Here is a 24,274-nt window from a genome sequence, read left to right on the forward strand (position 1 = left end):
CTGAGCCGGTGCATGCGGGGAACCATCCGTGCACCGCACCGATTACGCTGCCCTGACCGCTGTGTTGCCGAGCGCCGCCCCGACCCCTGCGAGGAGCCTCCTTTGGCCTGTGACCTGTGGCTGGTACCTCTCGTCGACGTGTTGTGCCACACCCCGGACAACCCGTTCGCCGAGGAACTCGCGCAATACGACCGGGTGCTCGCCGAGGCCGGGCTCCCGCCGGTGCCGGTGTACCAGTACATGCCAGGGCTGTCCGGCGAGGTCGGCCCGGTGGCCGGCTTCGACTACGACGCGCTGCACTTCCTGCGCCGCGTGTACCTGCTGCAGATGTGCGGGCTGCCGGTGACGCCGGTGGACGAACTCGGCGGCGACTACGAGCAGTTGCTGGAGATGTTCGAGACGACGGCCCAGCAGTCGCACCTGGTGTGGCACTACGACCACGCGGGCGCGTACGTCCCCGTCGACTTCCCCCATCCGCTCTCCGACGACGAGATGCTGGCCGGCGGCGGCCCGTTGGGCTCCTCCCATGCCCTGCTGCGCGAGCTGGAGCTGATCGCCCCGGCCATCGGCATCGACCCGGCCAACCCGCCGGCCGCGCCCGAACCCCCGCCCTGGCCCACCGACTTGGAGGAGCCGGCCGTACCCGCGCCCTACGACGCAAGCCCGTTCGCGCGCGAGCGGCATGTGTGGCTGGGGCTGCACGCGGCGGCCACGCGGAGTCTGGCGCAGGGCTCGATGATCGTGTTCAGCTGACGGTCACTTGAGCTCGGAGAGGCCCTTCTGCAGCTCCTCGAGGTTCATGACCGGCGTGACCTCGATGTAGGCGTTGAGTTCGGTGAACAGCGCGTCGAGAGTCGGCGGTATCTGCGAACTGTCGGCCAGATCGACGACCATCAGCATCGTCCGGTGCCCGTCCATCGGCCCGAAGTAGACCGCTTCGGGCTTGACCCGCTCCAGGGTGGACTTGATGAGCTCCGGCATCTTGCCGCTGCGTGTCACCTCGTTGCTGCGCTCTGTGTCCACGTTCGCCTTGACGAGCAGACGCATCGCATTCACCTTCTCCCGGCCGACGCACCTACCATTTCAGCCTAGGCCCGGTATGTCCGGTTCGCCTGTCGCTCCCCCCGAGGAGCGGCTCATCCGATGAGACGGATGTCGGGGGGCCACAGCACCCCACTGGCCAGCAGCAGCCCCGGACCCAGATGGACGGGGCACAGATGCAGGGGCCCGCGCCGGTAGCGGAGCACCTCGAAACGGGCCGGCTCGCCGCACTCGGTCTCGTCGACCTCACCGCCGTACGGTCCACTGCACCGCACCCCGCGTTGGGTCATACTTCGATTCCAACGCCGAACGGGCGCCTCCGCTGCCGGAGGCGCCCGTTTTTTTTCGGGACGCGATTGTTCTTGGTACGGGTTTACGGGGGTTTACAGGAACGAGTTGATCTCGATCGTCTCGTCCCGGCCCGGACCCACGCCGATCGCGGAGATCGGGGCGCCCGACATCTCCTCCAGCGCCTTGACGTAGCTCTGCGCGTTCTTCGGCAGGTCGGAGAAGGACTTCGCCTTGCTGATGTCCTCGCTCCAGCCCGGCAGCATCTCGTAGACCGGCTTCGCGTGGTGGAAGTCGGTCTGCGAGTACGGCAGTTCCTCGACCCGCTTGCCGTCGATCTCGTACGCCACGCAGACCGGGATCTGCTCCCAGCCGGTGAGGACGTCGAGCTTGGTGAGGAAGAAGTCGGTGAGGCCGTTGACGCGGGTGGCGTACCGGGCGATCACCGCGTCGAACCAGCCGCAGCGGCGGTCACGGCCGGTGGTGACACCCCGCTCACCGCCGATGCGGCGCAGCGCCTCGCCGTCCTCGTCGAACAGCTCGGTCGGGAACGGACCGGCACCGACACGCGTGGTGTACGCCTTGAGGATGCCGATGACCCGGCTGATCTTCGTCGGACCGACACCGGCACCGGTGCAGGCGCCGCCCGCGGTGGGGTTGCTGGAGGTGACGAAGGGGTACGTGCCGTGGTCGATGTCCAGCAGCGTGCCCTGGCCGCCCTCGAAGAGCACGACCTTGTCGTCCTCCAGGGCCTGGTTCAGGACCAGCACCGTGTCGGCGACGTACGGCGCGAGCTTCTCCGCGTAGCCCAGCAGCTCCTCGACGACCTGGTCCACCGCGATCGCGCGGCGGTTGTACAGCTTGGTCAGCAGCTGGTTCTTGACGTCGAGCGCCGCCTCGACCTTCTGCTCCAGGATCGACTCGTCGTACAGGTCCTGGACCCGGATGCCGACGCGGTTGATCTTGTCGGCGTAGGTCGGACCGATGCCGCGACCGGTGGTGCCGATCTTGCGCTTGCCGAGGAAGCGTTCCGTCACCTTGTCGACGGTGACGTTGTACGGCGTGATGATGTGCGCGTTGCCGCTGATGAGGAGCTTGGACGTGTCGACGCCGCGGTCGTTCAGCCCGCTCAGCTCGGAGAGCAGGACAGAGGGATCGACGACGACGCCGTTGCCGATGACCGGGGTACACCCCGGGGACAGGATTCCGGAGGGGAGAAGGTGAAGGGCGTACTTCTGATCGCCCACGACGACCGTGTGGCCGGCGTTGTTGCCGCCCTGATAGCGAACCACGTAGTCGACGGATCCGCCGAGCAGGTCGGTGGCCTTCCCTTTACCCTCGTCACCCCACTGAGCACCGAGCAGCACAAGTGCGGGCACGCGCGTACACCCCTTCCGGGCGGGGCATGTCCAAGGTCAGGGGCGTACGCGACACGGCTGTGCGTCGTACACCGGCGACCTTCGTCGGCCGCAACCCGTCGGACCGGATGCCCCGGAATAGACGAAGCCCCTGGCGCAATAGCGCAAGGGGCTCTTGCACAAAGATGCTACCCGAGGAAGCGAGGCATGGCCGAGGTGGCGACTTTCGCGACATCCGATCAGCTGCTCGTGGTGATCGATCCAGCCGCTCGGAGGATGGACGGAGAGTCCGTACGGATCGCGAAAGACGTGCTCAGCGCGGGTGCCGCGACCAAGGTGTGCCTGCCGGACGGGCCGGACGAATTCGCCCGCGCCCTGGCGCGCCGCGGCTCGCGCCGGCCGGTCGTCGTCGGCGACGACCGCGCTCTGGTGCGCGCGGTGTCCCTGCTGCACCGGCAGCGGGAGCTGGCCGAATGTGCCCTGTCGGTGGTGCCGGTCGGGGCGATGCTGGCCCTCGCCGGGTCCCTCGGCGTCCCCATCGGCGCGGTGGCGGCCGCCCGGGCCGTCCTGGACGGGGTCGAGCGGCGACTCGACCTGCTCGTCGACGACAGCGACGGGGTGGTCCTGGGCGCCCTGCGGATTCCTCCGGTGCCGGCGGTGGGGATGCCGACGGCGATCGGGGGGTCCGAGGCCGGTGGGCGGGTGCCCTGGCTGCGATCGGCGCGCTCCCTGGTGCGCACGCTGGGCACGGCCCGGCCGTCCCGCGTACCGGACCTCGTCGTCCCTCCCGGCGGACCCTCCCGTCTGCGGGTCGAGGTCGACGGGGTCACCCTGGTCGACCTGGACCAGCCGGTCCGCGAAGTCTCCGTCACGCCCTCGGCCGGAGCCGCCGAGGTGGAGGTCCACCCGGTGTCCGTCGGCGCGGCGGCGGTCCCCCTGCGGGCGTCCGGGCACCGCGTGACGGTCTCCGGCGCCGACTTCCGCTACCGCGCGGACTCGGTGGTGTCCGGGCCGGTGCGGAGGCGTACGTGGACGGTGTGGGAGGGGGCACTGGGGTTGCGGCTGCCGGGGTGAGGGGCGGCGGGGCTCTTGCGGGTGGGCGGGGCCCTGCGGGGGTGCGCTGCGCCGGTGGGCGGGGGGTGCGCTGTGCCGGTGGGCGGGGGCCTCGCCGGTGGGGTGGCTGGTGCCGGGGGGCGCTGACTGTGCCGGTGGGTGGCTTCCGGGGCGTACGGGGCCGTCGCTACCGCCGGTGGGGTGGCTGCCGGTGGGCGGTTTCCGGGCCGTACGGGGTCGTCGCTACCGCCGGTGGGCGGCCTCGCGGCCGGTGGGCGCTGCCTGTGCCGGTGGGCGGGCTCGGCGCCGGTGGGCGGCTTCCGGGCCGTGCAGGGTGTCGTCGCTACCGCCGGTGGGCCGCCTCGGCGCCGGTGGGGCGATGCCTTTGCCGGTGGGGGGTCCGGGGGCGTGGGGGCGCGGCGAGCCCGGCGCGGGTCTGGCCCCTAGGACCGCCTACACGTCGAACTTGGGTGGTAACCAGCTAAGCGCCGGGCTGCGCCGCACCCCCACGCCCCACTCCCGCCGGTGGGCGACCGACCCGCCATCCTGGCGAACGCCCCCAGTCCCGCCGGTGGGCGACCGACCCGCCGCCCTGACATCGTCCCCACTCCCGCCGCGGCCGGGCCGCACCGCCGCCCCGGCATTGTCCCCACTCCCGCCGTGGCCGGCCGCCTTGCCGCCCTGGCGACGCCCCCCGCACGGTCCCGCCGTGGGCGGCCGCCTCGCTGCCCTGGCATCGCGGCTCGGGCTCATCCGGCTTTGCCCGGCGGGAAGGGGCGTTCGGTGGTCGGTCGCGCCGCGGAGGCCCGTACGTCCTAGCCGGCGGCGAGTGCGACGGCGGGACAGCCGCCGACGGTGAGCAACCACAGAAGGAGAGCCGAGCCTCTTGGGTGGGTGTCACGGGTGGTGCGGGGGTGGGAGAAGGCCGCGGAGCGGCGAGACGGCGGGATGGCCGGAGTCGGTCAGGTGGTGGGGGCGGGGCCGAAGGTCTTCTCCTTGTGGGCGCGCCAGCGCTCCATCATGGCCGCGAGCTCGCCCTCGATGAACTCGAAGAAGGCGAGTGTCTCGGCGATGCGGCGGCCGGCAGGAGTGTCGGGGCCGAGGCTCGTGACGCCGTCGCGGAGGGCGTCCTCCCAGCGCTTGAGGATCGCCTCGCGGTTGGTCAGAGCCTCGTACCACTGATCGGCATGCACCCGGTACCGCTCACGCCGAGACCCCGGCTCCCGCTCACGGGAGACCATGTGGACCTGCGCGAGATACCGCACCGCACCGGACACCGCGGCAGGACTGATCCGCAACTGCTCACCCAGCTCCGCCGAGGTCAGCATGCCGTTGTCCGAGGCGAGCAGCGCGCCGAAGACCCGGGCGGGCATCCGGGGCATTCCGGCCTCGACGAGCTGCGCCGCGAAGGACTCGACGAACCTCGACACGGCCTCCGCGTCCCTTGAGTGCGTCATGCACCCACCTTACCGGCCCTTCACGAACTTCCTTACCTTCACAAATTTCTGAAAGAAGCGTACGTTCGGAACCATGACGAACGCCATCACCGTCTCCGGACTGCACAAGTCCTTCGGCGGCACCCACGCGCTCGACGGCCTCGACCTCCAGGTGGAGGCCGGCGAGGTGCACGGCTTCCTCGGCCCGAACGGCGCGGGCAAGTCCACGACCATCCGCGTCCTGCTCGGCCTGCTGCGCGCCGACTCCGGCGCCGCCCAGGTGCTGGGCCGCGACCCCTGGGCGGACGCGGTCGACCTGCACCGGCACCTCGCGTACGTCCCCGGCGACGTCACCCTGTGGCGCAACCTCTCCGGCGGCGAGGTCATCGACCTCTACGGCCGCCTGCGCGGCGGACTGGACCGGCGACGGCGCGACGAGCTGATCGAGCGCTTCGAACTGGACCCGACCAAGAAGGGCCGCACCTACTCCAAGGGCAACCGGCAGAAGGTCGCCCTGGTCGCCGCCTTCGCCTCCGACGTGGAGCTGCTCGTCCTGGACGAGCCGACCTCGGGCCTCGACCCGCTGATGGAGGAGGTCTTCCAGCGGTGCGTCGTAGAGGCGCGGGAGCGCGGGCGGACGGTCCTGCTGTCGTCCCACATCCTCAGCGAGGTGGAGGAGCTGTGCGACCGGGTCAGCATCATCCGCAGGGGCCGGACCGTCGAGACCGGCTCGCTGGCCGAGCTGCGGCATCTGACCCGCACCAGCGTCACCGCCGAGCTGGCCGGCCCGCCCGACGGGCTCTCGCGGCTGCCCGGCGTCCACGACCTCGACGTCCAGGGCAACCGGGTGCGGCTCCAGGTCGACGCCGACGGCCTGGACGCCGTACTGCGCTCGCTCGGTGAGTCCGGGGTGCGGTCGCTGACGTCGACGCCGCCGACGCTGGAGGAGCTGTTCCTGCGTCACTACCAGGACGATCCGAGCGGGGCCGCGCGATGACCGCCGTCGTCTTCGCCGCCCGGACCGCCGGCGCGCGTCCGCTGGCCGGGACCGGCACGCTGCTGCGGTTCGCCCTGCGCCGCGACCGGGTGACGATCCCGGTCTGGGCCGGCGTGAACGCACTGATGGTGCTGTCCATGCCGAACACCCTCGAGGGCCTCTACGGCACCGCCGCCGAACGCGCCGACCTGCTGCGGCAGCTGGAGACCAACGCCTCGCTGCGGGCGATGATCGGCCCGGTGTTCGACGACTCGTACGGCTCCCTGACCGTATGGCGAGTCGGCGTGTACGCCGGTGCGCTGGCGGCCGTGATGAGCCTGCTGCTCGCCGTACGGCACACCCGGGACGAGGAGGAGAGCGGCCGGCAGGAGCTGATCTCGTCCGCGATGGTCGGCCGGCGCGCCCCGCTGACGGCCGCTCTGCTGACCGCGGCCGCCGCCGATGCCGTACTCGCGCTGCTGATCGTCGTAGGGCTGTGGTCGCAGGGCGGCAGCGGGGCGCTCGCGTTCGGGCTCGGGATCGCGGGTCTAGGGATGGTCTTCGCGACGCTGGCGGCGATCGTCGCCCAGCTCACCGAGAGCGCACGGCTGGCGCGCGGGCTGACGGCGGCGGTGCTGGGGGCCGCGTTCGTGCTGCGCGCGGCGGGCGACTCGGCGACCGACGACGGCTCCTCACCGCTGACCTGGCTCTCCCCGATCGGCTGGCTGGAGAACCTGCGGCCGTACGCCGGTGAGCGCTGGTGGGGTGCTGCTGCTGTTCGCGGGGGCGGCCCTGCTCCAGGGCATGGTGGCGTACGAGCTCGCCGGGCGCCGCGATGTCGGGATGAGCTTCCTTCCCACCCGGCCCGGACCGGCCGCCGGGCGCCTCGGCACGGCCGGCGCGCTGGCCTGGCGGCTCCAGCGGGGCGCCGTACTGGGCTGGAGCGTCGCCTTCCTGCTCGCCGGGATCGTCTACGGCGCGATGGCCGACGGCGCCGCCGATCTGGTCGGCGACAACGACCGGGCGCGCGAGATCTTCCAGCGGTTGGGCGGCCCGTCGGCGCTGACGGACTCCTTCCTCGCGGCGATGGCCGGTTTCTTCGGGCTGGTCGCCTCTCTCTACGTCGTCGCGTCCGTGCTGCGCCCGCACGGCGAGGAGACCTCCGGGCGGGCCGAGCCCGTACTGGCCGCCGCGGTGGGCCGGCTGCGCTGGGCGGTGGGGCACCTGGTGATCGCCTTCGGCGGCAGCGCCCTGCTCCTGCTGCTGGCCGGCCTGGGCCTGGCCCTCGGCCACGGCTCGGACACGGGCGCGGTCGTGGCCGGCTGCCTCGTCCAGCTCCCCGCGATCTGGGTCGTGGGCGGGCTGGCCGTGCTGCTGTACGGGCTCTCCCCGCGGGCCGCGACGGCCGCGTGGGGCGTGGCCGGGGCGGTGCTGCTGCTCGGCTGGATCGGCCCGGCCCTCGACGTCCCCCAGGCGGTCATGGACCTCTCCCCCTTCGGCCATCTGCCCAAGCTGCCGGGCGGGGAGATGGCCTGGGGGCCGGTGACGGCGCTGACCGCGCTCGCGGTGGTGCTGGTGGCCGCGGGGCTGGCGGGCCTGCGGCGCAGGGATGTGGTGAGTGGTTAGGGCCTCCCGGGTCAGGCGACCTCGACGGTGAGCTCTTCCAGCCCCCGGATGACGAAGTTCGGCTTGCGCTCCGGCTCCGCGGCCAGTCGCAGGGTCGGGGCGCGCTCCAGCAGGGCCCGCATGGACGCGGCCAGCTCGATACGGGCCAGCGGGGCGCCGATGCAGTAGTGGATGCCGGCGCTGAAGGAGATGTGCGGGTTGTCCGCGCGGGTGAGGTCGAGCCGCTCGGGGTCGGCGAAGACGGCCGGGTCGTGGTTGGCGGACCCGAAGAGCAGGGCGAGCTCGGCACCGCGCGGGACGACGACGCCGTCGATCTCGATGTCGTCGAGCACCCAGCGCTCGAAGAGCTGGAGCGGGGTGTCGTAGCGCATCAGCTCCTCGATCGCGGCCGGGACGAGGGAGTGGTCGGCGCGCAGGGCGGCGAGCTGCCCGGGGTTGCGGAACAGCGCGTACCAGCCGTTGACCGTGGCGTTCACCGTGGCCTCGTGCCCCGCGTTCAGCAGCAGCACGCAGGTCGAGATCATCTCCTGCTCGGTGAGCCGGTCGCCCTCGTCGTGGGCCGCGATGAGCCCGGAGACGAGGTCGTCGCCCGGCTCCTTGCGCCGCTGGGCGATCAGCTCGCGCAGGTAGTCCGAGAACTCGACCGACGCCCGTACGGCCTTCGCCGCGGCCTCCTGCGACGGGTTCAGCTCGTACATCCCGCAGATGTCCGCCGACCAGGGCCGCAACGGGGCGCGGTCCGCCTCGGGCACGCCCAGCATCTCCGCGATGACGGCGACGGGCAGCGGCTCGGCGACGTCCGTGAGCAGATCACCGCCGCCTCGGCGGACCAGGCGCTCCACCAGTTCACCGGCCAGCTGCTCGACGTACGGCCTGAGCTGCTCCACGGTGCGCGGGGTGAACGCCTTGGACACCAGCCGCCTGATCCGCGTGTGGTCCGGCGGCTCCAGATCCAGCATCCCGTGGTCGTTCAGCGTGTGGAACGGCTCGTGCTCCGGCGCCGGGGCGCTCCGCCCGAACTCCTCGTGCGTGAAGCGGTGCTGGTACGTCCGCCCCAGCCGCCTGTCCCGCAGCAGCGCCGACACATCCGCGTGCCGCGGCACGAGCCACTGCCCGGTGGGCGCGTAGTGCAGCACCCGGCCCCTCTCCCGCAACTCGGCGTAGGCGGGGTACGGGTCCGCGAGGAACTCCGCGTCCCAGGGATCGAAGGCGAGCTCACCAGGGCCTGACATGCTCGGACGCTAACGCGCGGGGGCGGGGTCTGACCAGGGGTGGGGGTGCGTGGCGTTGCGGAGGTGCTGACTCTCCCCGGCCTCAGGAAGCCGCCCCGGCACACGCCCCTCCCCAGCCCCTCACCGGACCTCTACGATCGCGCCATGTCGATCATGCCGCCGTCCGTGCCTGTGTTGCGAGGCCGTAGGAAGACCTCCCTTCGGTTCGACGGCTCGGCGCTGGTGCTGAGCCGCAGGGATCAGGAGCACCACATACCGCTGGAGGCGGTGGAGTCGGTGCGGGGGGACGGACGGGCCGTCGAGGTCCGGCTGTGGGGGCCGCAGGGGGGTCGGGCGGTCGTCCATCGGGTCGAGGGCATCGGTGAGGCCGCTGCGGGGGCGTTCGCCGGCGCTGTCGGTGCTGCTCTGCCGGGGGTGCGACAGGGGGGCGCGGTCGTGGACGGATCGGCCCTGGTGACCGTGCGGACCGTCCCTGCCGAGCATGCTCGGCTGCGGAGGCGGCGGTGGATATGGGTGGGGACGCTCGCCTTTCTGCTGGTGCATGTGGTGGAGACCGTGATCGTCAGCGCGGAGGATCCCGGGCTGTCCGTCGTGGTCTGGATGGGCGCCTTCTGCAGCGGCGGTCTGGGCGTCATCGCGATCCGCACCGTCCCGTTCGGCACCTCGGCCTGGCGACTGCGCCGGGACGGCATCGCGGTGATCGCCCGGTACGACGGCTTCGTCGACGGGATGCACGTCTACCGGTTCTCCGACCTCACCGGCCGGCCCCTCGCCTACGCCCACCGCGAGTACCGGGGCGAAGAGGTCGAGGTCGTCTACGACCCCGGTGACCCCTTCGTCGGCCACGAGAGGAAGTTCATCCTCAGCCGGAAGGTCATGGTGCTGCCGATGCTCCTCTCCGGCGGCCTCGGTCTCCTCATGTTCGTCGGCACCCTTCTGCTGCTCTTCACCGTCTGACGCACCTCCCCTCAGCCCGGCGTCACCAGCCGTGCCTCGTAGGCGAACACCGCCGCCTGGGTGCGGTCCCGCAGGCCCAGCTTCACCAGGATGCGGCTGACGTGGGTCTTGATCGTGGACTCGGCGACCACCAGCCGCTCGGCGATCTCGGCGTTCGACAGGCCCTGGGCGATCAGGACCAGCACCTCCGTCTCGCGCTCCGTGAGGTCGCCGTAGGCCGCCGGGTCGGCCGCGGTTCCTGGCGCGGCGGTCGGGCGCCGGGTCTCCGCCAGCTTCGAGAACTCGCTGATCAGCCGCTTCGTCACCGAGGGCGCCAGCAGGGCCTCACCCGCCGCCACCACCCGTACACCATCGGCGAGTTGGCGGGCCGAGGCGTCCTTGAGCAGGAAGCCGGAGGCTCCCGCGCGCAGCGCCTGGTACACGTACTCGTCGAGGTCGAAGGTCGTCAGGACCAGCACCTTCGCCGTGCTGTCGGCCGCGACGATCTCCCGGGTCGCCTCGATGCCGTTCAGCTCCGGCATGCGGATGTCCATCAGGACGACATCGGGGGCGAGTTCGCGGACCTGTGCCACCGCCTCACGGCCATTGACCGCCTCGCCGACGACCTCGATGCCGGGCATCGCGCCCAGCAGGACGGAGAAGCCCTCGCGCACCATCATCTGGTCGTCGGCGATCAGGACACGGATGGTCATGCCCGGTCCTCGCTCGCCGTGGCCACCGGCAGGAACACCGCCACCTCGTAACCGCCCTCGTCCGTGGGGCCCGTCGTCATCTCGCCGCCCAGCATCGTCACCCGCTCCCGCATTCCGGTGATGCCGTGCCCGGCGCCCGGTGACGGCTTCGCCGAATCCGGCTCCGGCGGCGGGCCGTTGACTATCCGCAGGCCCAGGCCGCCGAGGACGTACCCGATCTCGACGCGGGCGCTCGCTCCCGGCGCGTGGCGCAGGACGTTGCTCAGTGCTTCCTGGACCATGCGGTACGCCGACAGCTCGACGCCCTGCGGGAGTTCGCGTATCGCTCCGGTGACGGCCTTGTCGACCTCCAGGCCCGCGTCGCGCACATTGCCGAGCAGCGCGTCCAGGTCGGCGAGGGTGGGCTGCGGGGCGTCCGGCGCCTCGTAGTCCTCCGCCCGGACCACGCCCAGGACGCGGCGCAGTTCGGTGAGGGCGGCGACCGCGTTCTCCCGGATGGTCGCGAAGGCGCGCTCCAGCTCCGGTGGCGGGTTCTCCACGCGGTAGGGGGCGGCCTCGGCCTGGATGGCGACGACCGACATGTGGTGGGCGACCACGTCGTGCAGCTCGCGCGCGATCGTGGTGCGCTCCTCCAGCAGGGTGCGCCGGGAACGCTCCTGCTGGGTCACCGTCAGCTGGGCGGTGACCTCCTGGGCCGCCTCGCGCCGCACATGCAGCACGGTCACCAGCAGCAGGACGACCGCCGACAGGAACAGCATGGCCGCGGTGTCGGAGTCGTAGTAGTACTGCTGCCGGACGAGTTCGGCGGAGAGGCCGTACGCCGCAGTCAGCAGCCACATCCAGACGGCGGTGCGCGGCCGGGTGCGGAGCGCGACGACCGTCATGACGAACAGGTGCGCGGCGAAGCTGCCGGGCTGCCAGGGCCAGCCGTCCCAGCTCGAGCCGATCATCGCGATGAACGGGGTCGACGCGAGCGACAGCCAGAACGCGGCGACCGGCCGCACGAGCGTCAGCAGCACCGCCACCGCGGGGATCAGACTGCCCAGGATCGCGAACGGCGAGCCGAGATCCCGGCCCGTCGACACCCCGGCCGTCAGCGCGATCCAGGCGAGCACGCCGACCACCGCGTGCGGTGTCCACACCGCGTGACGGCGCAGCCGGGGCGGCAGTTTGCGTATCTGCCGGCCGTCCTCGGCGAGGCGGGGCAGCGGGCGGTAGGCGAACGCGTCCTGGAGGAGGTCCTGCCGCATGCCGCGCAGCGCGTCCATCGCGGCCCGCGCCTCGGGGCTGCGCGGTGTGTAGGGCTCGTAGGGATTCTCCGGCGCGGTCCCCCGCGTCCCGCCGCCGCTGGTGTGGGTCGTCTCGGTCACATACGAAACGGTAGGGCTGCTCGGGCGTCGCCGTCGTCACCAGTGAGAGGGGTCCTGCGGCATCCGTCTCAGGTACTACGAGTCCCACCGCCCCGGCTCAGTACCCGGTCGGCCGCACCAACCCCGACTCGTAGGCGAACACCGCCGCCTGGGTGCGGTCCCGCAGGCCCAGCTTCACCAGGATGCGGCCCACATGCGTCTTGACGGTCTGCTCGGCCACGACGAGCTTCTCGGCGATCTCCGCGTTGGACAGGCCCCGGGCGATCAGGGCCAGCACCTCCGTCTCCCGCTCGGTGAGGTCACCGACCCGCTGCTTCAGCGGGGCGCGGGGCGCGCCGTCCAGGCGGGAGAACTCGGCGATCAGGCGCCGGGTGATGCCGGGCGCGAGCAGGGCGTCACCGGCCGCGACCACGCGGACCGCCTCGGCGAGCTGGTCCGCGGAGGCGTCCTTGAGCAGGAAACCGGACGCGCCGGCGCGCAGCGCCTCGTAGACGTACTCGTCGAGGTCGAAGGTGGTCAGCACCAGCACCTTGGTGTCCGCGGTCGCGTCCGTGACGCGGCGGGTGGCCTCGATGCCGCCGAGTTCGGGCATGCGGATGTCCATCAGGACGACGTCCGGGGCCAGTTCGGCGACCTTGGCGACCGCGTCCAGGCCGTCGACCGCCTGGCCGACGACCTCGATGTCGGGCTGCGTGTTGAGCAGCACGGTGAAGCCCTGGCGAACCATCTGCTGGTCGTCGGCGATGAGGACGCGGATCGCACCGCTCTTCATGGGGTCTGGTCTCCTGTCGGTGGTTCGGCCGGGCGGTCGGTGAAGCTGTGGGCCGGCTCGGGCAGGGCGTGCTCGTCCCGGCTCCAGGCCGCGGCCTGTTCGGCGTCGCGCGGGAGGAACGCGGTCACCGCGAAGCCGCCCCGGTAGGTCCGGGACGCGTTGATCTGGCCGCCCAGCATCGCGGCCCTCTCGCGCATGCCGAGCAGACCGTGCCCGGCGCCCGGGGAGGGCGGAACGGGCCGCTCGGGAGGGGTGTTGACGACTCCCAGGTACAGGCCCTCGGGGAAGTGGGTGACGCCGACGTTCACCTGCGCGCCCGGCGCGTGCCGCAGGACGTTGCTCAGGGCCTCCTGCACGATCCGGTACGCCGACAGCTCCACGCCCGGCGGGTAGGGCCGGCCGGCCTCGCCTATGACCTCGGTGGTGACCGTCAGGCCCGCCGCGCGCGTGTTGTCGATCAGCGCGTCGAGCCGGTCCAGGGTGGGCTGCGGGGCATCGGGGGCCGCGCCGCTGCTGAAGTCGCGCAGGCCGTCGGTGTCGTCGGGGTGCTCCGAGCGCAGGACGCCCAGGACGCGGCGCAGTTCGGTGAGCGCCTCCAGGGCGTTCTGCCGGATGCCGGCGAGGTTCTCCTTCAGCTCCTCGGGCGGGTCCTGCACCAGGTGGGGGGCGACCTGGGCCTGGATGGAGATCACCGACATGTGGTGGGCGACCACGTCGTGCAGCTCGCGGGCGATCCGGCTGCGCTCCTCCAGCAGGGTGCGGCGGGCGCGCTCCTCGGCGGTGATCTCCGCCTGCTCCTCCAGCTGGTTGCGGGCCTCACGGCGGCCGCGCAGGGCACTGCCGAGCAGGACGACGGCACCGAACACGGCCACCGCCATCACACCGGTCGACTGGTAGTTCCCCGCGCCGATGAGGCCCTGCACGACATAGGTGGCCAGCGCGGTCACGGCCAGCGCTTCGACGGCCACCCGGGTCGGGACCCGCAGAGCGAGCAGCAGCAGCACCAGGGCGTGGGCGATCAGGCCGGGTGCGGCCCACGGCCAGCCGACGTCCCGCTCGGCCTGTCCCGAGATCAGCTGGGACCGGGTCGACAGGGCGGTGACGACGGCGACCGTCGTCGACAGCAGCCAGGCCGGCACCGGCCGCCACAGCGCCAGGATCACACTCGCGCCCTGCCCCAGCGCGAGCAGCAGCGCGTACTGGGGGTTCTCCCCGTAGGTGTCGTTCAGCAGGGACGCGTCGGTGCCGATCACGATCACACCGACCAGACAGACCAGACCGTGCGGCAGCCAGCGCAGCCACAGCGACGGCGGCAGCGGTGCCGCGTCGAACCTCAACAGGTCCTCGCGCAGGGTCCGCAGCCCGAACCCGGCACCCCGCGTGCCGTTCCGCTGCGGCGGCCGCGCCGCATCCCCCGTGCCCCTCATACCGCTCACCCTAGACATGCCGTACCTCCTCGACGACGGCCGGACGGACCCCGCCCGACGGGCCGCCCTGCGGCCGGAACACTTTCGACGGACGGGCCTTGCCCCGGCGGGCGTCCTGCTCACGGAACCGGAACGCCGCCCAGCACACCGCCAGGACGCAGGCGAACACCGGCAGCCAGGCCAGCCGGGCCGCGACCCAGTCCAGGCCGTCGGGGGCCGTGTGCAGGCCGGGCAGCAGCCCGACGGGGAGGACAGCCGCGGTCGTCGCCATCAGGGCCGTCTGATGCCACAGGAAGATCGTCATGGCGAAGAGGTTGGCGACCGCCACCACCGCCCACACCACCGGCCGTCCCATCACCCGGCGCAGCCGCCCTCGCAGCAGCAGCGCCAGCCCGCACTGGGCCATGCCGAAGGTGACGGCCGCCAGCGTCGGAGGGTTGAGGTTGGACACCGCGGCGCCCGGCACGCCGACCATCGACGCCGGATAGCCCGCCCACGCCACCAGCCCGGCCGTCGCCGACGCCCCGCCGACCAGCAGCAGCCACCCGGCACGACGGCCCTCCAGCTCCCCGCGCGTCCAGGCCGCGCCCAGCGTGTAGGGCACCGCCCACCCCGCGGCGAGGTTCACCCAGCCGAGCCAGGACGGGCCGCCCAGGCCGAAGCGCACCAGGTCGACGTGCAGGACGACCGCCAGCGGCCACAGCGGGTGCAGCCGGGCCAGCAGCGGCGTCGCCGCGGTCAGCGCCGCGAAGACCAGCAGGAACCACAGCGGGGACAGGGCCAGCTTGGCCAGCGTCCGTACGGTGCCCAGGTCCGTCCCGGACAGCAGCAGCGCCACCGTCACCACGCTCCACAGCCCCAGCACGGCCGCCACCGGCCGGAACAGCCGGACCAGCCGCAGCCCCAGCCACCGCCGGTACGGGATGCCCCGCGCCCGCGCCGAGGCGTGTCCGCGGGTCGCCACATGGCCGCCGACGAGGAAGAACACGGCGAGTGTCTGGAAGACCCAGGAGATCGGGGCCAGCCACGGCATCTCCCCGAGCGGGCTCGCGGTCCGCAGGCTGCCGCCGTCGGCGACCAGCGCGGTCACCAGCCAGTGGCCCAGTACGACGCCGAGGATCGCGAGGGCCCGCAGGGCGTCGACCGCGCGGTCCCGGTCGGGCGGGGTCGCGGCGTCGAGGCGGGCGGCCGAGCGGCGTATGTGGGCGCGAAGTGCGGTCCGCTCAGCCATGGGTCACCTCCGACGTCTCGCCGAGGACGATCCGGGCGAGGTTGGCCAGGGCCGCCGAGCCCGGGGTGAAGTAGTCGCTGTGGCCACCGTCGCCGGCCGTGAACACCCGGGCGCCGAAGGCCGGGGAGACCGGGTCGGTGCCGAAGCCGACGGTGGTGCCGAGCAGTTCGGCCCGTGTGTGCGGCACCTCGGCCACCCAGTCGTCGGAGCCGCGGGCCGCCCAGACACGCGCCGAGGTGTGCAGGTCCGCCACGCTGTCCGCACCGGTGCCGGGGCTGCCGATGAGGGCCATGTCGTCGACGGGCACCTCGTCGGCGGCGCGGGCGCACACCACCGAGCCGTAGGAGTGGCAGAGAAGAGCCACGCCCGCGCGCGGGCCGGTGACGCCGCGCAGTGTGCGCAGGAACTCCCGCAGCCGGGCGGCCCCTTCGTCCGCGCGGCCGGTCGTGAGCACCGCCGCGCTGACAGTGCCCGGGGTGTCGTAGCCGAGCCAGGCGACGACCGCGGTGGAGGTCCTGGCCTCGGCGGTGAGGCGCCCGTGCAGGGCGAGGGCGCCCGCGCGGAAGCGGCCGTAGGTGTCGAGCGAGGTGTCGGAGCCGGGCACCAGCACGGCGACGTGGTCGGCCCGCGCCAGATCGCCGAGCACCTCCACGACCTGGCCCTCTCCGCGCCCGTCGAAGGACAGCAGGCTGCGGGACGGGGCGGCCAGGGCGCGCTCCACACCCGCTCTGTGCCGGTCGCCGTGCTCCTCGGCCATGCGGGACGCCTGCGCGGCGTTGGCCCGGTGGGCGGCGTACACCTTCTCCAGCGTCGCGGCGGTGACGGGGCCGGTCCTCGCCGGTGACGGGGCGGGGATGTGCGGCTGGGCCGCGGCGGAGAGCGGCAGCACGAGGGCGGCCATGACGAGGGCGGCGAGCAGGGCACGGAGTCGATGGCGGGGGCGGGGCCGGCGTGTCATCAGCTGGTCCCCGTCACGCCGCATTGCTGGTGAGGGACTTGCGCTTGCAGCCCTCGAGCCGGACCCCTCCACGACGCGCCTTCTGCGCAGGCTCACGGCCGTCCTCCCCTCCAGCCGGCCCGCTCATCGGGCCGCTCTGGTGGGAAAGTTATGGATCGAGGTCTGTCGCTCGCGTCCCGCCGAAGAGCTCTTCTGGCGCGTAGCTCTCAGGTATTACGGGTATCACCGGGACTCCCGCTCCGGCCCGGGCCCCGATCCCAGCCGCGGCCCGGCCCCCTCACCACGCCAACTGAGCGATCTCCTCCGCCACCACCGCGCACGCGTCGGCCACCGGGTCGATCAGCGGAAAGTGCCCCACGTCCTCCAGCAGGGTCAGACCGACGACCTCGCCGGCCTTCGCGGCGGCGTCGGCGTAGGAGTCGGCGACGGCGTGCGGGACGACGTCGTCGGTGCGGCCCTGGACGAGGGTGGTGGCGATGCCGGTGGGCAGGAGGAGTGCGGGGTCGGCGTACGGCAGGCGCTCGGCGAACCTCTCCTCGCCGCCCAGGAGTTGGCGCGCGGCCCCGCCGCAGACGTCGAGCTTCTCGGCGACCGTGAAGTCGGCGATGGGCGCGAGCGCGACGACCCCGCGCAGGGGGACGGGCCGGTCCATGCGCCACGGGGCGTCCGCGGGCAGCACATGCCGGGCCGCCGCCCACAGGGCGAGGTGGCCGCCCGCGGAGTGGCCCGTGACCACCATGCGGCGCGGGTCGGCCTGCGGCAGCGCCTCACGGGCGAGGCCGGGCAGGGCGTCCAGCGCGGCGGCGACGTCGTCGAAGGTGTCCGGCCAGCGGCCCGCCACGGGCGCGCCCTTCCCAGGCCCCTCCCCCGGCTCCTCCAGGGACCCGCGCCGGTACTCGACGCTGGCCACCCCGAACCCCCGCCGCGCGAGGAAGTCCGCGAACGGGCTGATGTGCGCGCGGTCGTACGGCGCCCGCCACGCGCCGCCGTGCAGGACGACGACCAGCGGGGCGGGGCCGCCGGGTCCGGCCTGGACGCGCGGGGCGTAGAAGTCGATCACCTGGTCGGGGTGGTCGCCGTACGCGGCGGTGACGTCGGGGTCGACGGGCGGGTGCGAGAAGGCCGACTCCTCCTCGGCGGCTGCCCGTGCTGCTGCGGCGTCCTCCGGCATGCTCCAACCTCTCAGCGACGATACGGACTTGGCGGACCGGGTGAGATCGACCGAGAGGAACTCCGGCCGTTGGCGGGGACGGTACCAGGCCGGTGACGTGCGCGGACACGGGGATGTTCACGCAGGGTGAGGATTAAACGGTTCTGCTGTTTCGTTACGCTGCCCTGCGGGGCTGAGCAGACGAGCAAGCCGTACGAGGAGGTCGCCCATGTCCGCCGAACCCGGCACCGTGCGTCCCGGAGGGCGTACCGCGCGTGTGCGTACGGCCGTGTTGCGGGCGGCCGGCGATGTGCTGGCCGAGCAGGGGTTCGCGCACCTCGACCTCGCGGATGTCGCGCGGCGGGCCGAGGTGGGCAAGACGACGGTGTACCGGCGCTGGGGGTCGGTGACCGGGCTGGTCGCGGATCTGCTCGCCGACATGGCCGAGCAGTCGCTGCCGCGGGAGGAGACCGGGTCGGTGCTGGGGGATCTGCGGGCCAACGCGGCGCTGGTCCGGCGGACGCTGGCCGATCCCCGGCAGGGGGCGTTGTTCCGGGCGGTGATCGCGGCGGCGACGTGTGACGCGCGTACGGCGGAGGCGCTGGCGCGGTTCTACGAGGTGCGGGTGGCGGAGTGGGCGCCTTGTGTGGAGCAGGGGGTGCTGCGCGGGGAGCTGCCGGAGGGGACGGACCCGGCGGCGGTCGTGCGGGCGGTGTCGGCTCCGCTGTACTACCAGTTGCTGACCACCGGGGTCGCGCCGGACGCCCCTGCCGCCGAGCGGGCCGCGCGGGCCGCGTACGCGGCGGCGGTGGCAGGGGTGTACGTCGCTCCCTGACCGGCGTCTCCCAGCTGAGCGGCGTGGCGGCCGGGGCGGGGCGTTCGCGCAACTCGGCGCTACGAGGTGCCGCCCCGCCCGCTCGCCGGCCCACACGGGTCTGCACCGCCGTACGCGACCGCGGACCGTCGTCGGCTGATCGCGCAGTTCCCCGCGCCCCTAAGGGCATGACCGCCGGCCACGTACGGCGGGAAGGGGACGGGACACCGCCCCCGGAGCCGCTACAGTCGCGCCCCTTAAGGGCACGACCGCCAGCCGCGTACGGCGGGAAAGGGACGGGACGCCCCCGGAGCCGCCCCCCAAGCCTCTAGCCCAGCACCTCCGCCAGCACCCTCGCCGCGCGCTCCACATCCGTGAAGCCCACGTACAGCGGGGTGAAGCCGAAGCGCAGGACGTCGGGGGCGCGGAAGTCGCCGACGACGCCGCGGGCGATGAGGCGGCGCATGACGTCGCCCGCGTCGTCGCAGCGCAGGGCGATCTGGCTGCCGCGCTCCGCGTGGGCGAGTGGGGTCAGGGACTCCACCCGGCCCTCGGGGACGTATTCCGCGACGCATTCGAGGAAGAAGTCCGTCAGGGCGAGGGACTTGGCGCGGACGGCCTCCACCGACACCCCGTCCCAGACCTCCAGGGCCGCCTCCAGGGCGAGCATGGAGAGGATGTCCGGGGTGCCCACGCGGCCGCGCAGCGCGCCGGAGCCCGGCTCGTAGGACGCCCGCATCCCGAAGGGCTCGGCGTGGGAGTTCCAGCCGGGCAGCGGGGAGTCGAAACGGTCCTGCAGCCCATGCCGGACGTACAGGTAGGCCGGGGACCCCGGGCCGCCGTTCAGGTACTTGTACGTGCAGCCCACCGCGAGGTCGACGCCGTGCTCGTCCAGGCCGACGGGCAGGGCGCCCGCGCTGTGGCACAGGTCCCAGACGGACACGGCGCCCGCACCACGGATCGCCGACGTCAGGGCCGGCAGGTCGTGCAGTCGGCCGGTCCGGTAGTCGACGTGGTTCAGGAGCACCGCGGCCGTACGGTCGTTCAGCGCCGAGGGCACCTCCGCCGGGGTCACCGGCCGCAGCGTACGGCCGGTCAGCCGGGCGGCGGACTCGGCTATGTAGCCGTCCGTGGGGAAGGTGGTGGCGTCGACCAGCACCTCGTCGCGCCCCTCCCCGGCCATCCGTACCGCCGCCACAAGTGCCTTGAAGACGTTGACACTTGTCGAGTCGCCGACCACGATCTGGCCCGCCGCCGCACCCACCAGCGGGGCGATGCGGTCGCCGATCCGCTCGGGCGCGGTCCACCAGCCGCTCTCGTCCCACGACCGGATGCGCAGCTCGCCCCACTGCCGCCGTACGACGTCCTCGACGCGGCCGGGGACGGCGGCGGGCAGCGCGCCCAGGGAGTTGCCGTCGAGATAGACGACGTCGTCGAGCACGAACTCGCCCCGCTTGGCGGCGAGTTGATCGACAGCGTCCAGCTTCTCGGCCCGCGAGGTCAGCTCAGACATGGGACCTCGCAGTCCACAGCTCGGGGAAGACGTTCTTGCGCGCCCGCTTCTCCAGCCAGGCGACACCGGCGGAACCGCCGGTCCCCTGCTTGGCGCCCATCGCGCGCCGGGTGGCGACCAGGTGATCGTTGCGCCAGCGCCACACCAGCTCGGCGACGTCCGTCAGCGCCTCACCGAGGCGGGCGGCCTCGTCGTCCGGGTCACCGGCGTAGACGGCCGTCCAGGCGGCCTCGACCTCGTCGGAGGGCTCGTAGCGCTGCGTGACGTCACGCCTGAGCACGGCCTCCGGGATCGCGTGGCCGCGCCGCGCGAGGAAGTGCAGGACCTCGTCGTACAGGCTCGGCTCGTGCAGCGCCTTCTCCAGCTCGGCGTGCACACGGGGCGCGCCGCGGTGCGGGACGAGCATGGACGCCGACTTCTCGCCGAGCAGGAACTCCATCCGCCGGTACATCGCCGACTGGAAGCCGGAACCCTCGCCCAGGGCGCTGCGGTACGAGTTGAACTGGGCCGGCGTGAGGTGCGCGAGCGGCCTCCAGGAGGCGTTGAGGGCCTCCAGCTCGCGGACCGAGCGCTTCAACGCGGCCGTCGCGGTGGGTGCGTCGTCGCTGCGCAGGGCGTGGGCGGCGGTCTCCCACTCATGCACGATGACGGTGAACCACAACTCCATCACCTGGGTCGTGACCAGGAAGACCATCTCTCCGGGATCGTCGGAGAGGGTGTGCTGGAGGTGCGTGAGCACGTCCGCCTTGACGTAGTCCTCGTACGGCGTCGTGCCTGCGAAGTCGAGATGCGGGGTCTCGGGCTCGTGAGCCTCGTGGGACATCGCTGTCTCCTGTTGTGTACTCCGGGTAGCGGTCCGCCCCTGCCGTTACCGACACGGGGGCCCCGGTCCCCACCCGAATCCTCAGCCGTCACCCCCGAAAAGTGCAAGGCCCGACCTGATCACACGGCCGGGCCCCGCACCAGGGACGCCTAGCCCAGCGTCTGGGCCGCCGTCGCGGAGGAGTCCTTCAGGAACTGCGAGCAGCGCTCGTACTCCTCCTGCTCACCGATCGACTGCGCGGCCCGGGCCAGGGCGTGCAGCGCCCGCAGGAAGCCGCGGTTCGGCTCGTGCTCCCACGGGACCGGGCCGTGGCCCTTCCAGCCGTTGCGGCGCAGCGCGTCGAGGCCGCGGTGGTATCCCGTACGGGCATAGGCGTACGACTCCACGACGCTGCCCCGCTCGAACGCCTCGTCGGCCAGCCGGGCCCAGGCCAGCGACGACGTCGGGTACTTCGCGGCGACGTCCGCGGCCGGGGTGCCGCCCGCGAGCAGCTCGCGCGGCTCGGGTTCGTCGGGGAGGTGGGTCGGGGGCGGGCCCCCGAGGAGGTTCTCGTGAATCGTCATGGCTTCCAGTCTGGTACATGCCTCTGCGTTCGGCGTCACGTGATCGCCATCCCACCTGGACGTGGGCCGTCCCCGCCGCAGTTCCCCGCGCCCCTGAGGGACACGACCGTCAGCCGCGTACGGCCGTGAGCAACCACGAACGGTGGGCATGCGGTCAGCCGCGTACGGCGGGAAGGGGACGGGACGGGGGGTTGTCCGCCCGCAGCGGCCGGCGGAAACCCGTTCCACCTCCGTGGGCAACCAGATCGCCGGACCGAGGACGGACAACCCCCCGGCCCGGCCCCGACTCACCCACACACCGGATGCGCTACCGCAAGCCTCACCGGACGGCGACGGGCCGCCGCAGGCATCCGCCCCGGTCAGCCCCCCAGACGCCGGCGAGCAGCCGCCCCGTCCCCCTCCAGCGGCGGCGCAGCCACCGACGCGTGGACGCGGCACTCCGGCCGCCGGCACCCCGGCTCAGGACGCCGTACCGTCACGAAGGCGATCGCCGCCCCCACGACCAGCGCCCCCGCGCACACCGGCATGGCCCGCCCGAACGCCGCGTCGAAGGCGGACGCCGACCGGTACGCCTCCGCGCCCATCCCCGCGATCAGCGGCAACGCCGCGACCGCCACCAGCCCCGCCGCCCGGGCCGCCGCGTTGTTGATGCCGCTGGCCAGCCCGGCCCGGGCGGTGTCCACGGAGGCCAGCACCGTCGCGGTCAGCGGAGCGACGAGCGTGACCATGCCGAGGCCGAGGACGAGCAGCGCGGGCAGGACGTCGGTCGGATAGTCCGCCCCCTGCCCCACCCGCATCATCAGCAGCATCCCGGCCGCGCACAGCAGCGGCCCCACCGTGAGCGGAAGCCGCGGCCCCACCCGCTCGCCCAGCTCCCCGGCCCGCGCCGAGAACAGCAGCATCAGCACGGTCGTCGGCAGCAGCGCGGTCCCCGCCCCGAGCGCGCTGTACCCGGACACGACCTGAAGCTGCACGACCGACAGGAAGAAGAAGCCGCCGAACGCCGCGTACACGCACAGCGTGACGAGGTTGACCGCGGTGAACTGCCGCGACGCGAAGATGTCCAGCGGCATCATCGGATCGGGCCGGCGCCGCTCGACGCGGACGAAGGCGACGCCGAGGGCCACGCCCAGCACCGCCGTGATCCAGTCGGCCTCGATCAGCGCGTACGTCACCAGCGCCAGCGCCGCGGCCCCCAGCACCGCGCCCAGGACGTCGAACCGCCCGTGCGCCCGCCCGTCACCCGACTCGGGCACATGCCGCAGGGCGACCGGCACGCACAGCAGGGCCAGCGGCACGTTCAGCAGGAACACCCACCGCCACCCGGGCCCGTCGACCAGCCAGCCGCCCAGGAACGGCCCGACGGCGGCCCCGATGCCCCCGAAGCCGGACCACAGCCCGACCGCCCGCCCCCGGTCGTCGGAGTGGAAGGACGCCTGGATCAGCGCCAGGGAGCCGGGCGTGAGCAGCGCCCCGCCGGCCCCCTGCAACGCCCGCGCGGCGATCAGCACGCCGGCGTTCGGGGCGAGCCCGCACAGCAGGGACGCGACCGCGAACCACACCACACCGACCACGAAGACCTTGCGGCGCCCGTAGCGGTCGCCGAGGGAGCCGCCGAGCAGGATCAGCCCGGCCAGCGTGAGCATGTACGCGTTGACGGTCCACTGGAGCCCCGCGAGGGAGGCGTCGAGGTCCCGCCCGATGGCCGGCAGGGCGACGTTGACGACGGTCGAGTCCAGCAGCGCCATGCTGGAGCCGAGCACGGTGGTGAGCAGAATCCACCGGCCCTGCGCGGAGGCCAGCCGGACGTCGGGCATGAGCCCAGTAAACAGCGAGCCCGGCGCCGAGGCACCGGGCTCGCTGGACTCCCCGAAGGGTTACTGGACTCCCCGAGGGGTTACTTGATGCGGGTGCCCGTCGAGCGCAGGTTGGCGCAGGCCTCGACGACACGGGCCGACATGGACGCCTCGGCCAGCTTGCCCCAGGTCCGCGGGTCGTAGGCCTTCTTGTTGCCGACCTCGCCGTCGATCTTCAGGACGCCGTCGTAGTTGGCGAACATGTGGCCGGCGACCGGACGGGTGAACGCGTACTGGGTGTCGGTGTCGATGTTCATCTTCACGACGCCGTTCTCCAGCGCGGTCGCGATCTCCTCGGCGGTGGAGCCGGAGCCGCCGTGGAAGACGAAGTCGAACGGCGAGGACTTTCCGAACTTGGCGGCGACGCCGTCGTTCAGCTCCTTCAGCAGCTCGGGACGGAGCACCACGTTGCCGGGCTTGTACACGCCGTGGACGTTGCCGAAGGACGCGGCGAGCAGGTAGCGGCCCTTCTCGCCCAGGCCCAGGGCCTCGGCCGTGCGGATGGCGTCGTCGACGGTGGTGTACAGCTCGTCGTTGATCTCGTGGGTGACGCCGTCCTCCTCGCCGCCGGTCGGGGTGATCTCGACCTCGAGGATGATCCGCGCGGCGCGGGCGCGCTCCAGCAGCTCCTGCGCGATGGACAGGTTGTCGGCGAGGGTCTCCGCGGAGCCGTCCCACATGTGGGACTGGAACAGCGGGTTCTCGCCGCGGGCCACGCGCTCCTCGGAGACGGCGAGCAGCGGACGGACGTAGCCGTCGAGCTTGTCCTTGGGGCAGTGGTCGGTGTGCAGGGCGACCGTCACGTCGTACTTCGCGGCGACGATGTGCGCGAACTCGGCCAGGGCGACGGCGCCGGTGACCATGTCCTTGTTGTGCTGGCCGCCCAGGAACTCCGCGCCGCCCGTGGAGATCTGGATGATGCCGTCGCTCTCGGCCTCGGCGAAGCCGCGCAGTGCCGCATGCAGCGTCTGCGACGAGGTGACGTTGATGGCCGGGTAGGCGAACTTGCCTGCCTTCGCCCGGTCGAGCATCTCGTTGTAGACCTCGGGGGTTGCGATGGGCATCTGTCCGCTCCTTGTATGTGCGGGTGGGCTTCTTGGTGCTTACGGCCCTGACCTAGACCATGGGGGCGACGTCA

22 protein-coding genes and 1 pseudogene are annotated in these 24,274 nt (G+C 72.8%); 6 read left to right on the plus strand and 17 right to left on the minus strand.

Features of this window, described 5'->3' with window-relative positions; translation table 11 throughout:
* Positions 1-102 precede the first annotated feature (102 nt).
* Positions 103-753: a hypothetical protein gene (locus tag RKD23_RS17615; RefSeq protein WP_404037624.1), complete on the plus strand. Its 651-nt coding sequence runs from the start codon at positions 103-105 to the stop codon at positions 751-753.
* Positions 754-756: 3 nt separating this feature from the next.
* Here the strand turns inward: RKD23_RS17615 and RKD23_RS17620 are convergent, their stop codons facing one another.
* The 3 genes from RKD23_RS17620 to RKD23_RS17630 all read right to left on the minus strand — a co-directional run bounded on the left by RKD23_RS17620 (position 757) and on the right by RKD23_RS17630 (position 2,708).
* Entirely contained in the window at positions 757-1,047 is a 291-nt protein-coding gene (locus tag RKD23_RS17620) for a hypothetical protein (RefSeq protein WP_424854525.1), read from the minus strand.
* 89 nt (positions 1,048-1,136) lie between these two features.
* The gene (locus RKD23_RS17625; RefSeq protein ID WP_424854526.1) at positions 1,137-1,331 is read right to left on the minus strand and encodes a hypothetical protein; all 195 of its coding nucleotides are present in this window, start codon (positions 1,329-1,331) and stop codon (positions 1,137-1,139) included.
* A gap of 93 nt (positions 1,332-1,424) precedes the next feature.
* The gene (locus tag RKD23_RS17630; protein ID WP_424854527.1) at positions 1,425-2,708 is read right to left on the minus strand and encodes an adenylosuccinate synthase; all 1,284 of its coding nucleotides are present in this window, start codon (positions 2,706-2,708) and stop codon (positions 1,425-1,427) included.
* A 186-nt stretch (positions 2,709-2,894) separates the two neighbouring features.
* On the opposite strand from RKD23_RS17630, the gene RKD23_RS17635 reads away from it, so the two are divergent.
* A complete protein-coding gene (locus tag RKD23_RS17635; protein WP_424854528.1) occupies positions 2,895-3,761 on the plus strand; it encodes a diacylglycerol kinase in 867 nt (288 codons plus the stop codon).
* 941 nt (positions 3,762-4,702) lie between these two features.
* On the opposite strand, the gene RKD23_RS17640 is transcribed toward RKD23_RS17635, so the two are convergent.
* A complete protein-coding gene (locus RKD23_RS17640) occupies positions 4,703-5,197 on the minus strand; it encodes a GbsR/MarR family transcriptional regulator (RefSeq protein ID WP_404037610.1) in 495 nt (164 codons plus the stop codon).
* A gap of 73 nt (positions 5,198-5,270) precedes the next feature.
* On the opposite strand from RKD23_RS17640, the gene RKD23_RS17645 reads away from it, so the two are divergent.
* Together RKD23_RS17645 and RKD23_RS17650 are read left to right on the plus strand one after the other, a co-directional pair.
* Positions 5,271-6,173 carry an ATP-binding cassette domain-containing protein gene (locus tag RKD23_RS17645; protein WP_424854529.1) on the plus strand — a complete coding sequence of 301 codons (903 nt, stop codon included), beginning with the start codon at positions 5,271-5,273 and terminating at the stop codon, positions 6,171-6,173.
* Positions 6,170-7,778 (plus strand): annotated as a pseudogene (locus tag RKD23_RS17650) (ABC transporter permease). The gene RKD23_RS17645 and the pseudogene RKD23_RS17650 overlap by 4 nt, the downstream one beginning before the upstream one ends.
* 11 nt (positions 7,779-7,789) lie before the next feature.
* Here RKD23_RS17650 and RKD23_RS17655 read toward each other — a convergent pair.
* A complete protein-coding gene (locus RKD23_RS17655) occupies positions 7,790-9,010 on the minus strand; it encodes a cytochrome P450 (RefSeq protein WP_424854530.1) in 1,221 nt (406 codons plus the stop codon).
* 144 nt (positions 9,011-9,154) lie between these two features.
* On the opposite strand from RKD23_RS17655, the gene RKD23_RS17660 reads away from it, so the two are divergent.
* Entirely contained in the window at positions 9,155-9,967 is an 813-nt protein-coding gene (locus RKD23_RS17660) for a hypothetical protein (protein ID WP_424854531.1), read from the plus strand.
* Positions 9,968-9,978: 11 nt separating this feature from the next.
* Here RKD23_RS17660 and RKD23_RS17665 read toward each other — a convergent pair whose 3' ends face one another.
* The 7 genes from RKD23_RS17665 to RKD23_RS17695 form a co-directional block, all read right to left on the minus strand.
* Entirely contained in the window at positions 9,979-10,659 is a 681-nt protein-coding gene (locus RKD23_RS17665; protein WP_424854532.1) for a response regulator, read from the minus strand.
* Positions 10,656-12,029, minus strand: a complete 1,374-nt coding sequence (locus RKD23_RS17670) for a sensor histidine kinase (RefSeq protein WP_424854533.1) — start codon at positions 12,027-12,029, stop codon at positions 10,656-10,658. The genes RKD23_RS17665 and RKD23_RS17670 overlap by 4 nt, the downstream gene beginning before the upstream one ends.
* A gap of 97 nt (positions 12,030-12,126) precedes the next feature.
* Positions 12,127-12,801, minus strand: a complete 675-nt coding sequence (locus RKD23_RS17675) for a response regulator (protein ID WP_404037591.1) — start codon at positions 12,799-12,801, stop codon at positions 12,127-12,129.
* Complete coding sequence (locus RKD23_RS17680) at positions 12,798-14,228, minus strand: sensor histidine kinase (RefSeq protein WP_424854534.1); 1,431 nt, start codon at positions 14,226-14,228, stop codon at positions 12,798-12,800. Before RKD23_RS17680 ends, RKD23_RS17675 begins: the two co-directional genes overlap by 4 nt.
* A 10-nt stretch (positions 14,229-14,238) precedes the next feature.
* On the minus strand, positions 14,239-15,459 hold the full coding sequence (locus RKD23_RS17685; RefSeq protein WP_424854535.1) for an acyltransferase family protein: 1,221 nt from the start codon (positions 15,457-15,459) through the stop codon (positions 14,239-14,241).
* On the minus strand, positions 15,452-16,417 hold the full coding sequence (locus tag RKD23_RS17690; RefSeq protein ID WP_424854536.1) for an alpha/beta hydrolase: 966 nt from the start codon (positions 16,415-16,417) through the stop codon (positions 15,452-15,454). Before RKD23_RS17690 ends, RKD23_RS17685 begins: the two co-directional genes overlap by 8 nt.
* Positions 16,418-16,694: 277 nt before the next feature.
* The gene (locus RKD23_RS17695; RefSeq protein WP_424854537.1) at positions 16,695-17,588 is read right to left on the minus strand and encodes an alpha/beta hydrolase family protein; all 894 of its coding nucleotides are present in this window, start codon (positions 17,586-17,588) and stop codon (positions 16,695-16,697) included.
* A gap of 208 nt (positions 17,589-17,796) precedes the next feature.
* Here RKD23_RS17695 and RKD23_RS17700 point away from each other — a divergent pair, with 208 nt between their 5' ends.
* A complete protein-coding gene (locus RKD23_RS17700; protein ID WP_424854538.1) occupies positions 17,797-18,402 on the plus strand; it encodes a TetR/AcrR family transcriptional regulator in 606 nt (201 codons plus the stop codon).
* 307 nt (positions 18,403-18,709) lie between these two features.
* Here the strand turns inward: RKD23_RS17700 and kynU are convergent, their stop codons facing one another.
* From kynU to fbaA, 5 genes are all read right to left on the minus strand, one after another.
* Positions 18,710-19,894 (minus strand): kynureninase, encoded by a 1,185-nt coding sequence (kynU, locus tag RKD23_RS17705; protein WP_424854539.1) that lies wholly within the window; start codon positions 19,892-19,894, stop codon positions 18,710-18,712.
* Positions 19,887-20,717 (minus strand): tryptophan 2,3-dioxygenase family protein, encoded by an 831-nt coding sequence (locus RKD23_RS17710; RefSeq protein ID WP_424854540.1) that lies wholly within the window; start codon positions 20,715-20,717, stop codon positions 19,887-19,889. The genes kynU and RKD23_RS17710 overlap by 8 nt, the downstream gene beginning before the upstream one ends.
* A gap of 149 nt (positions 20,718-20,866) precedes the next feature.
* The gene (locus RKD23_RS17715) at positions 20,867-21,280 is read right to left on the minus strand and encodes a DUF3151 domain-containing protein (RefSeq protein ID WP_424854541.1); all 414 of its coding nucleotides are present in this window, start codon (positions 21,278-21,280) and stop codon (positions 20,867-20,869) included.
* 359 nt (positions 21,281-21,639) lie between these two features.
* Complete coding sequence (locus RKD23_RS17720; protein WP_424854542.1) at positions 21,640-23,097, minus strand: MFS transporter; 1,458 nt, start codon at positions 23,095-23,097, stop codon at positions 21,640-21,642.
* Positions 23,098-23,177: 80 nt separating this feature from the next.
* The gene (fbaA, locus tag RKD23_RS17725; protein WP_424854543.1) at positions 23,178-24,200 is read right to left on the minus strand and encodes a class II fructose-bisphosphate aldolase; all 1,023 of its coding nucleotides are present in this window, start codon (positions 24,198-24,200) and stop codon (positions 23,178-23,180) included.
* Between the last annotated feature and the right edge of the window lie 74 nt (positions 24,201-24,274).

The sequence above is a fragment of the Streptomyces sp. SAI-170 genome (assembly GCF_049739565.1).
Classification (GTDB): domain Bacteria; phylum Actinomycetota; class Actinomycetes; order Streptomycetales; family Streptomycetaceae; genus Streptomyces.

Coding starts and splice junctions, on each gene's coding strand:
- RKD23_RS17620 (WP_424854525.1), bottom strand. CDS start 1,047: ATGCGTCTGCTCGTCAAGGCGAACGTGGACACAGAGCGCAGCAACGAG.
- RKD23_RS17625 (WP_424854526.1), bottom strand. CDS start 1,331: ATGACCCAACGCGGGGTGCGGTGCAGTGGACCGTACGGCGGTGAGGTC.
- RKD23_RS17635 (WP_424854528.1), top strand. CDS start 2,895: ATGGCCGAGGTGGCGACTTTCGCGACATCCGATCAGCTGCTCGTGGTG.
- RKD23_RS17640 (WP_404037610.1), bottom strand. CDS start 5,197: ATGACGCACTCAAGGGACGCGGAGGCCGTGTCGAGGTTCGTCGAGTCC.
- RKD23_RS17645 (WP_424854529.1), top strand. CDS start 5,271: ATGACGAACGCCATCACCGTCTCCGGACTGCACAAGTCCTTCGGCGGC.
- RKD23_RS17655 (WP_424854530.1), bottom strand. CDS start 9,010: ATGTCAGGCCCTGGTGAGCTCGCCTTCGATCCCTGGGACGCGGAGTTC.
- RKD23_RS17660 (WP_424854531.1), top strand. CDS start 9,155: ATGTCGATCATGCCGCCGTCCGTGCCTGTGTTGCGAGGCCGTAGGAAG.
- RKD23_RS17665 (WP_424854532.1), bottom strand. CDS start 10,659: ATGACCATCCGTGTCCTGATCGCCGACGACCAGATGATGGTGCGCGAG.
- RKD23_RS17675 (WP_404037591.1), bottom strand. CDS start 12,801: ATGAAGAGCGGTGCGATCCGCGTCCTCATCGCCGACGACCAGCAGATG.
- RKD23_RS17680 (WP_424854534.1), bottom strand. CDS start 14,228: ATGAGGGGCACGGGGGATGCGGCGCGGCCGCCGCAGCGGAACGGCACG.
- RKD23_RS17685 (WP_424854535.1), bottom strand. CDS start 15,459: ATGGCTGAGCGGACCGCACTTCGCGCCCACATACGCCGCTCGGCCGCC.
- RKD23_RS17690 (WP_424854536.1), bottom strand. CDS start 16,417: ATGACACGCCGGCCCCGCCCCCGCCATCGACTCCGTGCCCTGCTCGCC.
- RKD23_RS17695 (WP_424854537.1), bottom strand. CDS start 17,588: ATGCCGGAGGACGCCGCAGCAGCACGGGCAGCCGCCGAGGAGGAGTCG.
- RKD23_RS17700 (WP_424854538.1), top strand. CDS start 17,797: ATGTCCGCCGAACCCGGCACCGTGCGTCCCGGAGGGCGTACCGCGCGT.
- kynU (WP_424854539.1), bottom strand. CDS start 19,894: ATGTCTGAGCTGACCTCGCGGGCCGAGAAGCTGGACGCTGTCGATCAA.
- RKD23_RS17710 (WP_424854540.1), bottom strand. CDS start 20,717: ATGTCCCACGAGGCTCACGAGCCCGAGACCCCGCATCTCGACTTCGCA.
- RKD23_RS17715 (WP_424854541.1), bottom strand. CDS start 21,280: ATGACGATTCACGAGAACCTCCTCGGGGGCCCGCCCCCGACCCACCTC.
- RKD23_RS17720 (WP_424854542.1), bottom strand. CDS start 23,097: ATGCCCGACGTCCGGCTGGCCTCCGCGCAGGGCCGGTGGATTCTGCTC.
- fbaA (WP_424854543.1), bottom strand. CDS start 24,200: ATGCCCATCGCAACCCCCGAGGTCTACAACGAGATGCTCGACCGGGCG.